The organism is Photorhabdus sp. RM71S, from assembly GCF_042879355.1.
Taxonomy (GTDB): domain Bacteria; phylum Pseudomonadota; class Gammaproteobacteria; order Enterobacterales; family Enterobacteriaceae; genus Photorhabdus; species Photorhabdus kayaii.
Window position 1 is genome coordinate 16,217 of the sequence record NZ_JBHFKV010000035.1, and the last position, 11,790, is coordinate 28,006.

Genomic DNA, 11,790 nt, shown 5'->3' on the forward strand with positions numbered 1-11,790 from the left:
TTTGGTTCAAGTTGATGGTAGGTGTGAGCAAACTCTTGGTGTGCTTGTTGATTGATAGCTCTCGCATTGTTTTTCTTGATTCTGCCAGTCAAGCACTTGCATTAGGCTGCCAGTTTTTAGGTAGAACCCGACAGCTACTATGATCAGAACTAATACACCAGGCACTAACGCCCAGCGATTAATGGGCTTTTTTTGCACTATTGGTTGTATAGGTATGTCACTCAGAAGGTTTCGTTGTAACTCTTGTACCAGCGCCAAACGATCATTTACCACACCCTGTGCTTCATTCTGCTCTAACTCTCTCAGATGCTCCTGATAAAGTATCTTGTTAAGCGTATCGCGGTTGGTATTGGTGTTTGCTTTGCCTTGGAGAATTGCAGGTACTACCAGTAGCGCTGAGGCACTAGCTAGTAGCATAATAATTATTAACCAAAAAATCATTAGGGTTTGTTCCTGTCAGTCTCTTTTAGTAACATCACTAAATGTTGTTGCTCCTGTTTGGTAAATCCATCGTCTGTTTCTTGATGACGGCGGAAATGTACAATTACTATAGCACCACCAATCAGTACAAACAGTAGTGGGCTGACCCAAAGGATCAGTGTTATAGGCGTTATAGGTGGTTTATAGGTTACGAAATTACCGTAACGTTCCACCATATAGTCGATGATATGTTGTTTGTTTTTCCCTTGTATTATTAACTCATACACTTTGGTGCGCATGTCTGCTGCAATAATTGAATTGGAGTCTGCGATGTTGTTGTTCTGACATTTTGGACAACGCAGTTGTTTTGTCAGTTCGTGGAATTGTTGTTCTTGTTCTGCTGACTTAAATTGATATGTGTCAATTGTTGCCCAAGTGCTGTAGCTCAGTAGCCCTGCCAACAATAGTGTTACTAGCTTCATGAGTCACCCCCATATTTCTTGTATAGCGGTAGTACTTTCTGCTCCCAAACTCGTTTATTCATGGCTCCGGCGTGGCGATAGAGGATAACGCCTTGTCCGTCAATTAGAAACGTTTCTGGTGCACCATATACACCAAGATCGAGGCCAAACATGCCGTCGCCATCGTATAGACTCAAGATGTATGGGGTTCCTAAATTATTGAGCCAAGCCACAGCTTTAGTACGATCGTCTTTATAGTTTAGGCCAATTATACGTATTCCTTTCGCAGCTAGGGTATTCAGATATTCGTGTTCAGCCCAGCAGGTTGGGCACCATGTCGCCCAAACATTGAGTAGTATTGGTTTGCCGTTGTGCAATATTGTTTGATTGCAGGTTTTTTCTGGTTGATTAAGCAATTCTAGCTTAAATATAGGTATTGATTTGCCGATCAAAGCTGACTCTAGCATGGTAGGCTCTTCACCGTTGTAGATGTTACGTGTCAGCTGCACTATGAACGCCGCCACTAGGAGAAGAAAAAGGATTAGCGGGATAAATAATAGCCTATGTCTCATGTCGGCTCCTTCATTTTACCTTTGCCCGTTAGCTTTCTGCCCATATGATAGCGAGGATCGAAGATGCACAGTATCCCGCCTATTGCCATGAATATGCCACCGAACCAGATCCAGCGTACAAACGGTTTGTAATGCAGGCGTATTGTCCAGGAGCCATCTTCTAATTCTTCACCTAGCACAGCATACAGATCGCGGGTAAAGCCGCCATCTATAGCCGCTTCAGTCATTATGCTACGAGCTATGTTGTAATAGCGTTTCTCGGCATGTAGCGTCGCTTCTGGTTTTCCGTTGCGTGTAACGTCGATAATACCCACACCACTAATGTAGTTAGGTCCGTAGATGCCGTGTATGTCACGGAAGATGAAGTGGTAATCATGGATATTTACTATATCGCCTATCTTCATGCGTACGTTGCGTTCGATACTGTAATTTTGGCTGAAGGTGATTCCGATAACCATTACCGCTAAGCCGAGATGGCCGAATATCATTCCCCAATGGCTACGAGAGAATTGTGTCAAACCACGCCAAAAGCTGTGTCGATGGGTGGCGCGTTCGTGAAGTTCTACCAGCGTCAGTACAATTACCCATAGTGCCATGATTAGTCCGACCACAGTCATCCCAACTATTCGATCCTGCAATAGCCAGGGTAGCAAGATAGAGAGTAGTAGTGTTAATACTATTGCCACGCATAAGCGCTTCCATAGATTGGATGGTTTATCGCGTCGCCAGCGTACCAGAGGTCCAACGCCTAATAGTAGTGCAAACGGTGCCATCAGCCAGGTGAACATAATATTGAAGAATGGTTCTCCGATAGAAATACTGCCAAAGCCGAATTGTTTGTGGATCAACGGTAGTAGTGTACCTAATAGTACTACCATCATTGCGGTGATCAGCAGCACATTGTTACCCAACAAGAATGTCTCGCGTGAGAATACTTTGTGCTGTATGCGGCTACTCATTTGGTCACCCTTCACTGCATATAGCAACAAAGAACCACCAATGATGATCACCAGATAGGCCAAGATAAATATGCCGCGTTCTGGGTTGGAAGCGAATGAATGGACTGATACTAACATACCAGAACGTACCAGAAACGTACCAAGTAGGCATAGTGAGAAGGTAGTAATTGCTAACAATATTGTCCAAGCTTTGAAGGTACCACGTTTTTCTGTCACTGCCAGAGAGTGGATCAGTGCTGTACCGGCCAGCCATGGCATGAAAGAGGCATTTTCTACCGGATCCCAGAACCACCAGCCACCCCAGCCTAATTCGTAGTAGGCCCAAGCAGAGCCGAGTACTATCCCTAAGGTCAAAAATACCCAAGCGGCTATAGTCCAGGGGCGTGACCAGCGTGCCCAGATAGTATCCAGCCGTCCAGATATTAATGAGGCGATGGAGAAGGCAAAGGCCACGGAGAAACCGACATAGCCCATATATAGCAGCGGAGGATGGAAAATTAGTCCAATGTCCTGTAGTAAAGGATTGAGATCTCGCCCATCGGTAGGAAAATTTGGCAGGGTACGAGTGAATGGATTGGAAGTCATAATGATGAACAGCAGGAAGCCTGCTGTGATTATTCCCATTACTGATAACACGTATGCCACGGCGTCCAGTGGCATTTGGCGGTTACATAGTGCTACCGCCAGAGTCCAGCTGCTTAGTAGTAGTACCCACAGTAACAGAGAACCTTCATGTGCCCCCCAAGTAGCAGCAATACGGTAATATACTGGTAGTTGGCTGTTGGAGTTGTTGACCACATAGGTTACAGTGAAGTCGTTGACCACAAATGCATGCACCAAGCAGAAAAATGCTAATACAATGGTGATGAATAGGCCGTAGGTAAGCGGGCGAGCAACGGCCATCATGCGTTCGTCTTGGCGCACTGCACCCCATTGGGGATAAACGCTCAGCAGCACGGAAATTGCTAATGCTAGGCACAGCAGAAAATTTCCTAACTCTGGCATCATGACTTTCTGTTCCTTTCCTGTGGGGTGATGTAGGCTGAAGTTGCCTCTTTATCGTTTTCCGTCATTGCCTCGGTTATTTCAGGCGGCATATATTTTTCGTCATGCTTCGCCAGTATTTCGTGCGCATTTACGACATTACGTTTTTCCAGTACGCCTTGTGCTATCACACTCTGCTCTTCTCTAAACAGATCGGGCAAGATTCCATCATAAATGACATTGATAGTGCCTTGCGCATCATAGATCTTGAAATTCACTTTCAAGGTTTGTGGATCGCGTTTTACTGAGCCGGGCATTACTGTGCCTCCGATACGTAATCTCTGGCCGATTTCCGGTTTCTTATGATTTTTTCCTTTGCCTAGTAGGACTTCGCTTGGGGTATAGAATAGGTCGATATTTGAACGTAGCGCATACAGAACCAGTGAAACGGTCAGTGCAATGCTGATCAACGCTATTATTACTAGGTAAAGACGGTTTCTACGACGAGGATTCACAATAGTTTCTCTCCCGTTGCTGGATGGTATGTCGTTTCATTAGTAGAGAGGTCCGTTTTGACTGGTGGATACGTAGTTCGCGTGTTTGTCGGCGAATGATTTCATCAAATAGTTGTTTACGTCGCCACAGTGTATGTACTACCAGAGCGAGCATTGAGATCAACGTAGCTGCTACCGCTAGCCATACATAGAAAGCGTAGCTACCCATGGCAAAGAATGACTGCCAAGAACTGAATGCTGTATTCATGGTTAATTTTCCTTATTGACCAGTGCAACTACCCATGGGTGTTGGCGTTCTTGGAATAGGATCAGGTTACGCAAGCGCATTAGGGTTAAGGTGATGAAGAACAGTAGATAGCCGAGAATTGTCCAACGCAGTGGTAGGCGCATATTTGGAGCAACGGTTTGTTGCAGATTGGTTGAACCTTGATGGAGGGTATTCCACCATTCAACGGAAAAATGGATAATTGGTAAATTTACTACTCCAATTAACACTAGAATGCTAATTGAGCGTCCTGCTAGGCGATGATCTTCAAATGTGTTGTACAGCGCGATGGTACCAATATAGAGGAATAATAGTATTAGTTCTGAGGTCAGGCGTGCATCCCATACCCACCAGGTACCCCACATTGGTTTACCCCAAGCAGATCCGGTTATCAGAGCGATAAAAGTGAACACAGCTCCCACTGGTGCCATTGCAGCGACTATGGTATTAGACATTTTCATTTGCCATACTAGACCTATTAATGCTGCTATCGCCATCAAGGCATAAATTCCTATTGACCACATTGCGGCTGGTACGTGGATATACATAATGCGGTAGCTTTCACCTTGTTGGTAGTCTGATGGCGCAAAGCCAAAACCCCATATCCATCCCAGTCCTAGGCACAGTATACTGGCTAGCCCTAGCCAAGGAATAAAGTAGCCACACATTTGGTATAGCTTCTCTGGCTTGGCAAATTGATGTAACCATTTCCACATAGTTGTCATTGCTCACTGCAAAATTGAAACTCTGATCGTTCTTCAGATCAATGAAATTATTTGTTGTTTTCAGGATTAGCTCTCATCTGTATAGTCTGGTTCGATAGATTAGTAATCCCCTAGTGTATGTTTACACGCAGAGCGGCTGCGGTAGCGAAAGGTGCCAGAGTTACGCTGCTTATCAGCATAGCGCCCAAAATCGCCAAGTATCCATCGATAGGTATAGCTATCGATGCGGCGTCGATAGCTATGGTGGAAAATATCAGTACTGGAATATACAACGGTAGAGCCAACAGGCTAAGCAATATGCCGCCTTTGCGTGTCTTAACGGTCAGAGCCACACAGATCGCCCCTATCAGGCTTAATATCGGTGTACCTAGTAGTAGGGTTAATGCTGTGGCGGTCCAGGTGCTAAAGCTTAATGACAGTAGTAGGGCTACTATTGGTGATAGGATCAACAATGGTAAACCTGTCACCATCCAATGAGCGCATACTTTACCCAACACTATGAGCGGTAGTGGTGCGGATAGTAGGAATAATTGTTCCAAAGAGCCGTCGAGAAAGTCGTCTCGAAACAGTCGCTCTAGCGAAAGTAGCGATGCTAGTAGTGCGGCGACCCAGATATTTCCTGGTGCAATGCGTGTTAGTAACTGTGGTTCCGGTCCAATACCTAATGGGAACAATGCGATAACGATTAAGAAGAACCATAGAGGATTGGCGATCTCTGATCTTTTGCGAAAAACAATTTTCAATTCGTGGCGTAGTATAGTGATAAACATTAGATCACCTCTTGACCTACTAGGTGGATTTTCTTCACAGATGGTGTTATTTCTGCCATATACTGATGGGTAGTCAGTAATATCATTCCCCCCTGTTGTGTATGTTGTTTGAAAAGCGTTATCAATTTTGTCGCACCTTTTTTGTCAATGGCGGTTAAAGGTTCATCAAGAATCCACAACGGGCAGTGGCTTAGCCACAGACGTGCTAAAGCAACACGGCGTTGTTGACCGGTAGAAAGCTGGGCTACTGGCAAATTTTCATAACCGATTAAACTGACTTGTTCCAGCGCTTGCCAAATTGCTTGATTGTCTTTCTGCTGCTTAAGCGATTGATAAAACTTCAGGTTTTCATACGGTGTCAGTACGGTTTTTATCCCTGGTTGATAACCGATAAAAAGCAAATTATGGTAATAATGCTTATAATGACTCAGAATGTTTTTGTCCTGCCAGCGCACTTCACCAGTGTCTGGACGTATCAATCCGGCCAAAATACGTAGTAGGCTGGTTTTGCCTGCACCGTTTGGCCCTTCAACTTGAATTATGTCACCTGGGGTTACTGTAAAGTTCAGCCCAACGAACAGAGAGCGTTCATCACCAATATAACTCAAATTTTTCGCTTCCAGCATTAAGGAACTCATATTTTCTTTTTGAGGTGTTGAACCATAGTATAAATGTTATATTGTATATAGTTTGTACTTTATTCAGATCAACTATTTAGAAAAGTGATTTTCTATAGACATAATCATGATTAATATGTATGACTGTTTTTTTCATTAGTATTAATGCTCGTCCTAATTGATTATCCTGGAGCCAATATCGTTCAAATTGAGATCGAGTATAATTAATATTTCCCCAAGCCGGATCAATAATTTGGACGAGAGAAGAGTCTATTCCATTAAATATAACGAAATGATTGGTTCCATTTCTTTTCAGATAAAGGATTGTTGGTGAATTTACCTTTTCAAGTTGTTTTAATGATATCTTTACTCCCATAGATAAAATGTCAAATTTCTTGAGTGTATTCTGTAGATCTATAAATGAATATTCTGGTTTTATTCCTGTTATTTTAATGAGATCCTCTTCCTCTATATTGATTTGATAATTTGTTGCAAGTATATTTATTAATGAGGCGAGCCCACAGGTAAAGTCATACTCTTGTCTTACTATATTTTTGAACTTCAAGTCTATATAGTTACTTACTTTTAACTCTCTCCCAGAAGATTGGCCTGCAAAAAGAACCAAAATTACGAAAATCAGTGTGGTTCTTAGGTGAATTTTAAGTGTTATCATATTATTCAGCCCATCTTATGATAAAAATCATTAAGTAAATAGCAGGTCCCAATAAATAGAGAACGTCCAGATTCCTAGTGGTACTTAATATGCCAAGATTTTTTAGGAAAAAAATCATTATGGCATAACCTAATAATATGACTAGAAAAATAAGTGTTACTGTATTGTATTCATTAATATATCCAGAAAATAACATGATAAATGTTGATAAGAGGCGTACACTCCATTTGGGGCCGGGAAAAGCTCTCGTACCCAAATATAGATAACCAGAAATCAGTAACAAAAATACGATGAAATTAATGTTCATTATATGTTCGAATGACAAGAGACACATCCTGAGCTTGCCGACCCTTTACTTATACCTTTGAGTAGAGCATTGGTTGCTCCACCAGCACTGACTCCTAGTGTAGTGCTAGTCGCTACTCCAAGTGTGCTTGGGCCCATAATACCACCGCTAAATCCGGTAACAAACCCGGCTGATGCTGCGGTAGCTGCATTTCTCCAATTAACAGGATCTCCGTTAGATTTATCAAGTCCTACGGATAAGCTCGCTCCACCAATAGCGCCGATAGCGCCAACCACTACTGGTCCAACTTTGCCTTTTGTTTCGTACATTTCTTCTGAGTTGAGCTGATTGAATGAGCTATATCCAAGTTCTTTCATTAGATCATCATTTATAGATATAGATTTATCATTATTTTCAGGAATTACAGCATAGGATGTAGTTATTAATGTTGACAAAATGAGTAATGAAGTACAAAAAATTCTTAACATTGTCAGAGTCCTCAGATTTTGTAAGATAAAGAAACAGAAACGGTAGATATTTTATTATTACCGACACCACCTTTGATATTAATATCAGTAGAAACTCTATCAGTCAGATTTACTATTGTTCCAATTAATAGAGATGTATTACTGCTCCAGGATTTTTGAGATAAAAGGTTATTTTGTGTATAGATAAAGTCTTTTGAAAAACCCCAACGAATATTTACTTCAGGATTAACAGCGAAGATGACGGAACCACCTGTAGTATAAGCTGTATAATTGTTTGAAAACCGTTCTCTAGATATGCCATCTAAATATCCTAAAGACAGGTTAAGGACTAAAGGATCATAAATCCAGTTTAGTGATGTTCCTAATGTATAGCTTTTTATTTTGCTTTCTTTTATATTTATTCCACTAAAGAAAACAGTATAATCGGAGAATAAGTAGGTTTGATAGCTTCCTCCTAGTCCAACACCATTAAATTGATATTTGTCATTAACGGCTTTCTTGCCATCATCAAAAGTATATTGATTATTCTGCCATTGGCCATTGACAGTAGCTCCTACTGCAAGTTCATCAGTAATACCATATATTAGTGATGAATGAGCAGAGACACCGTTAGTTTCTTTCTGGTATGTTTGTGTTCCTTTGTTCAAAATATAGTGGCCGGGGGATATCTCGTTTAAATAAAATAAAGGTGAACTTCCATCACCTGATTTATTTAAAATGGAGATTCCAGTCGAGAGAGTCCATTTTTTCTTTTCAGGTAGAAAATCGTCAATTTTTAAAATATTCTTTGGTTTTTCTTTATCCAGTATATCCCTTTCTTGTGGAAGAGAAGATGCAAATGCAGTGTGAGAAAGAGAAATTACTGTGATCGCTGCAAGTCCTGTTGCTATTTTGATCATTTGTTTTGGTCATGTTAAAAAAAATTAACATCATTATTTCTAATGTTAGGTGTTATGTCAATTTATTATTTTAATGTAATTCTTGTTGTTATGGTAAGTTGTTCGTTTATTGAATACACGTTTGTGAAGTCAATAGTCAGTCTTTGTTGGCTGTATTGGCTAATCTAGAGGCTGTCTTCAAAAACTTTTTCGCCGAATGGGTTAGTTTCCTAAAAGCAGTTTTGCATTGTATCATTGACGGGAAGATAAAGATGGTCACTATAAAAAGCTCTATCGGGAAAATATTACGCTTGTGTGCCTATTTGATGATTTGAAGGCAAATTAACCCCAGACACAATCAGTGCAGACAGAAGCGTAGGTATTGATTTATATCTGTCACCTGTATGCATCTTATCTAATGGACATAAAGAAAATAATTCCCGGTTTCTCAGTTCGGGCATACACTGCTTGCAAGTTGCCCAGTGAATACTGTTCCGTAAAAGACCGCCATTTTCAGCACGTAAAAAGTAGAAACAAAAAGCGGTTCTCATCCACGAAAAGGTGTCACAGATTTTAAAGCCTCGTGGCTGCTGGAAAGCCCAAAAAAGTGGTTGTGCGTAAGCTTCTTACGTTTCTGAACGCATGGTCAGAAAGAGCGAGGGATGGGATGCATTTTACCATCGGATGACCTAATGTGAAATTATGTTTCAAGGCAGTTGCTGTCAGAGCAGGGACTGCAACGAAAGTTGTTATCCTTTGCTAATAGGGATCATAGGAAGCCCCCGCCTGAGTCACTTGTGACTTAGTGGCGGGAGCAGGTCACTATATGACCGCCGTAATAGTTGTATTGCGGCGGTCATAATAGAGACATAAAAATAATACGTTAAGAGTTTAATCATCTGTTTGTGCAGTATTGGGTTTTATTATTATTTTAAAAAGTTGATTATTGAGTGGAAACGATATTAACATTATTATAAAATGCTTAAGTAAATATTCCATATGGTTTATATAATATCTGATTGGATATATAACTTGGGGTGTTTTTTGTTTTAAAATAAGCTTTTGCTATTATTTTATATCTTTAATGTAGTTGGGATTTTTATTAAAAAACAGTATTTAATTATTAAAGATAAAGTAGATGTGACGATAAAAGGCATTAATTTACAAAATAGAATTAGCTTATTTTACAGGATGTACTTAATCATACGAATTGCTGTTCCTAATTGAGTATATTCTTTTCTTAAATATTCAAAGCCAAGGGCAATATAAAACCCGGCTGCTTGCGGATTAGCCAGCACCTGCAATGAGACGTTGCCTTTTATGTGAAGATCATTCAATGTGATTTGCACCAATTGCTTGCCAATACCTTGATGCCAAAAGGCCGGTTCAACAAATATTCCATCAAGTTCTGCATTTCCATCAGTTAGCGGCAATACAACACAAAATCCCAAGATTACATTATCTTGTTCCGCAATATAAACATATCCTGCTGCAATATATTCTATCGGCAGTTCTATCATGTGGGGATTTGCTAGTAAGGATTCCCTATCTTCTTCCCACATAAGAGACGCACGTAATTGCAGAGCTTCAAGGGCGATCTGTTCGGTTGTATTGGCTAATCTGATGGCTATTTTCATTGTTTTGCTATCTCTGCGATCTACGCTGTGTATACACGGCATCCAGTGTAAACAGCACTAATGCAGCCCAGATAAAGCCGAAAGTAATCAGACGGTCGGTGCCTATTTGTTCACCATAAACCAAGGTTGCTAGCAAGAACATCAGCGTTGGGCCGACATACTGAAAGAATCCTAGTGTGGATAGGCGCAGGTGAGCTGCGGCTTCCGTGTATAACAGTAATGGCACAGTAGTAATAATGCCCGCGGCAATCAGCAATAAATTGAGAATCGTTGGGTTATTACTTAAATCACTGGTTGGGGTGTTGGCAAAACCAAATAGATAAATGGCGGCAACCGGTAGTAACCACAGTGTTTCAATCGTCATGCCTGTTTGAGCATCAACATTCATCTTCTTACGCAGCAGGGCATACAGGGCAAAAGTGACAGCCAAACTTAGTCCAATGACCGGTATAGAACCAAATTGCCATAGCTGGATTAATACGCCGGTGAAGGCCAGAATAACCGCAGCCCATTGCGTACGGCGGAAACGCTCACTGAGAAACAGCATGCCGAACAAAACGTTAACCAATGGGCTAATGAAATAACCTAAGCTGGCTTCCAGCATATGGCCGTGGTTCACCGCCCAGATATAAATCAGCCAGTTACAGGCAACCACGGTTGCTGTCACGGCCAGAAATAATACTTTTTTAGGTTGACGGAAAATTTTGGCTACCTGTGACCAGTGACGAGTTAATGTTAACAGTAGCAACATAAAGAAAAATGACCAAATAATACGATGGGTCAGGATTTCGTCAGCAGGTACTTGCTGGATATGTTTAAAATAAATTGGTGCGATTCCCCAGATAAAACAGGCACCGAAGGCGTACAATACTCCTTTGGTAGTTTGTGGCTTGTTCATATTGTCCTGATGTTAATAAAGGTGGAAAGAGTGTCATGGGTTTTTAGCCCGTTAACGTGAAAATAATATGTCACCGGGCTGAATATTACGCAAGCGATTAAAATTATATTGTCATCCTACCAAATAGGTCGCCGTTACACTGGCGATATGGGTTCTCTGCTCATTATGTAGTTCTGCTCTGGCAACAGAAACTTTGTTGCCATTGCGGATAATACTACTGGTGGCGGTAAATAATTCACCACGACCGGGGCGTAGATAATCCACCCGCAAATCAATCGTTCCCATTATTGATAATCGTTTTTCTAATTCTTCTAATGATGCGGGTATCAGACGGGTCAAGGCGTTACCGATACAGACCAATCCACCACATACGTCAAGCACTGAGGCAATGACACCACCATGTAAAATTTTTTGTGCGATATTACCTACTAATTTACTTTGGTTACGGAATTGTATTTCTACGTAATCTTGTTCAAACCGAATCAGTTCAAGTCCTAATAATTGGTTAAAAGGCATATCGTGAACAAAAGCATGACCAATCACTTGCCGGGCTTCTTCTAGGGTTAATAGCGTTGTAGACATTTAATTTTATTCCCAAATAAAGATATGTGTTATCAATATGACTTTATATATACCCTATGG

At 41.1% G+C, this 11,790-nt stretch carries 15 protein-coding genes; all 15 read right to left on the reverse strand.

Annotation, left to right across the window (positions count from 1 at the left end):
* Positions 1 to 6: 6 nt before the first annotated feature.
* The 15 genes from ccmI to ACGF5R_RS16910 all read right to left on the reverse strand — a co-directional run bounded on the left by ccmI (position 7) and on the right by ACGF5R_RS16910 (position 11,730).
* Entirely contained in the window at positions 7 to 441 is a 435-nt protein-coding gene (gene ccmI, locus ACGF5R_RS16840) for a c-type cytochrome biogenesis protein CcmI (protein ID WP_387691909.1), read from the reverse strand.
* Positions 441 to 902, reverse strand: coding sequence for a cytochrome c-type biogenesis protein (locus ACGF5R_RS16845; RefSeq protein WP_112877282.1), 462 nt, complete (start codon positions 900 to 902; stop codon positions 441 to 443). The genes ccmI and ACGF5R_RS16845 overlap by 1 nt, the downstream gene beginning before the upstream one ends.
* Entirely contained in the window at positions 899 to 1,453 is a 555-nt protein-coding gene (locus tag ACGF5R_RS16850; RefSeq protein WP_112877281.1) for a DsbE family thiol:disulfide interchange protein, read from the reverse strand. Before ACGF5R_RS16850 ends, ACGF5R_RS16845 begins: the two co-directional genes overlap by 4 nt.
* On the reverse strand, positions 1,450 to 3,420 hold the full coding sequence (locus ACGF5R_RS16855; RefSeq protein ID WP_387691911.1) for a heme lyase CcmF/NrfE family subunit: 1,971 nt from the start codon (positions 3,418 to 3,420) through the stop codon (positions 1,450 to 1,452). The genes ACGF5R_RS16850 and ACGF5R_RS16855 overlap by 4 nt, the downstream gene beginning before the upstream one ends.
* A complete protein-coding gene (ccmE, locus tag ACGF5R_RS16860; RefSeq protein WP_112877279.1) occupies positions 3,417 to 3,911 on the reverse strand; it encodes a cytochrome c maturation protein CcmE in 495 nt (164 codons plus the stop codon). The genes ACGF5R_RS16855 and ccmE overlap by 4 nt, the downstream gene beginning before the upstream one ends.
* Positions 3,895 to 4,158, reverse strand: coding sequence for a heme exporter protein CcmD (ccmD, locus tag ACGF5R_RS16865; RefSeq protein WP_387691913.1), 264 nt, complete (start codon positions 4,156 to 4,158; stop codon positions 3,895 to 3,897). The genes ccmE and ccmD overlap by 17 nt, the downstream gene beginning before the upstream one ends.
* Positions 4,159 to 4,160: 2 nt before the next feature.
* A complete protein-coding gene (locus tag ACGF5R_RS16870) occupies positions 4,161 to 4,892 on the reverse strand; it encodes a heme ABC transporter permease (RefSeq protein ID WP_112877277.1) in 732 nt (243 codons plus the stop codon).
* Positions 4,893 to 5,011: 119 nt separating this feature from the next.
* Entirely contained in the window at positions 5,012 to 5,671 is a 660-nt protein-coding gene (gene ccmB / locus ACGF5R_RS16875) for a heme exporter protein CcmB (RefSeq protein ID WP_387691915.1), read from the reverse strand.
* Entirely contained in the window at positions 5,671 to 6,297 is a 627-nt protein-coding gene (ccmA, locus tag ACGF5R_RS16880; protein ID WP_387691917.1) for a cytochrome c biogenesis heme-transporting ATPase CcmA, read from the reverse strand. Before ccmA ends, ccmB begins: the two co-directional genes overlap by 1 nt.
* Positions 6,298 to 6,385: 88 nt before the next feature.
* Positions 6,386 to 6,961 carry a C39 family peptidase gene (locus tag ACGF5R_RS16885; protein ID WP_112877274.1) on the reverse strand — a complete coding sequence of 192 codons (576 nt, stop codon included), beginning with the start codon at positions 6,959 to 6,961 and terminating at the stop codon, positions 6,386 to 6,388.
* Between the two features lie 306 nt (positions 6,962 to 7,267).
* A complete protein-coding gene (locus ACGF5R_RS16890) occupies positions 7,268 to 7,735 on the reverse strand; it encodes a hypothetical protein (protein ID WP_112877272.1) in 468 nt (155 codons plus the stop codon).
* Positions 7,736 to 7,746: 11 nt separating this feature from the next.
* Positions 7,747 to 8,634 (reverse strand): hypothetical protein, encoded by an 888-nt coding sequence (locus ACGF5R_RS16895; protein WP_262980478.1) that lies wholly within the window; start codon positions 8,632 to 8,634, stop codon positions 7,747 to 7,749.
* Between the two features lie 1,163 nt (positions 8,635 to 9,797).
* Positions 9,798 to 10,250 carry a GNAT family N-acetyltransferase gene (locus tag ACGF5R_RS16900; protein WP_387691920.1) on the reverse strand — a complete coding sequence of 151 codons (453 nt, stop codon included), beginning with the start codon at positions 10,248 to 10,250 and terminating at the stop codon, positions 9,798 to 9,800.
* 7 nt (positions 10,251 to 10,257) lie between these two features.
* Positions 10,258 to 11,148 (reverse strand): EamA family transporter RarD, encoded by an 891-nt coding sequence (gene rarD / locus ACGF5R_RS16905; RefSeq protein WP_112877268.1) that lies wholly within the window; start codon positions 11,146 to 11,148, stop codon positions 10,258 to 10,260.
* Positions 11,149 to 11,259: 111 nt separating this feature from the next.
* Entirely contained in the window at positions 11,260 to 11,730 is a 471-nt protein-coding gene (locus tag ACGF5R_RS16910; RefSeq protein WP_262980476.1) for a thioesterase family protein, read from the reverse strand.
* Between the last annotated feature and the right edge of the window lie 60 nt (positions 11,731 to 11,790).

Coding starts and splice junctions, on each gene's coding strand:
- ccmI (WP_387691909.1), bottom strand. CDS start 441: ATGATTTTTTGGTTAATAATTATTATGCTACTAGCTAGTGCCTCAGCG.
- ACGF5R_RS16845 (WP_112877282.1), bottom strand. CDS start 902: ATGAAGCTAGTAACACTATTGTTGGCAGGGCTACTGAGCTACAGCACT.
- ACGF5R_RS16850 (WP_112877281.1), bottom strand. CDS start 1,453: ATGAGACATAGGCTATTATTTATCCCGCTAATCCTTTTTCTTCTCCTA.
- ACGF5R_RS16855 (WP_387691911.1), bottom strand. CDS start 3,420: ATGATGCCAGAGTTAGGAAATTTTCTGCTGTGCCTAGCATTAGCAATT.
- ccmD (WP_387691913.1), bottom strand. CDS start 4,158: ATGAATACAGCATTCAGTTCTTGGCAGTCATTCTTTGCCATGGGTAGC.
- ACGF5R_RS16870 (WP_112877277.1), bottom strand. CDS start 4,892: ATGTGGAAATGGTTACATCAATTTGCCAAGCCAGAGAAGCTATACCAA.
- ccmB (WP_387691915.1), bottom strand. CDS start 5,671: ATGTTTATCACTATACTACGCCACGAATTGAAAATTGTTTTTCGCAAA.
- ccmA (WP_387691917.1), bottom strand. CDS start 6,297: ATGCTGGAAGCGAAAAATTTGAGTTATATTGGTGATGAACGCTCTCTG.
- ACGF5R_RS16885 (WP_112877274.1), bottom strand. CDS start 6,961: ATGATAACACTTAAAATTCACCTAAGAACCACACTGATTTTCGTAATT.
- ACGF5R_RS16890 (WP_112877272.1), bottom strand. CDS start 7,735: ATGTTAAGAATTTTTTGTACTTCATTACTCATTTTGTCAACATTAATA.
- ACGF5R_RS16895 (WP_262980478.1), bottom strand. CDS start 8,634: ATGATCAAAATAGCAACAGGACTTGCAGCGATCACAGTAATTTCTCTT.
- ACGF5R_RS16900 (WP_387691920.1), bottom strand. CDS start 10,250: ATGAAAATAGCCATCAGATTAGCCAATACAACCGAACAGATCGCCCTT.
- rarD (WP_112877268.1), bottom strand. CDS start 11,148: ATGAACAAGCCACAAACTACCAAAGGAGTATTGTACGCCTTCGGTGCC.
- ACGF5R_RS16910 (WP_262980476.1), bottom strand. CDS start 11,730: ATGTCTACAACGCTATTAACCCTAGAAGAAGCCCGGCAAGTGATTGGT.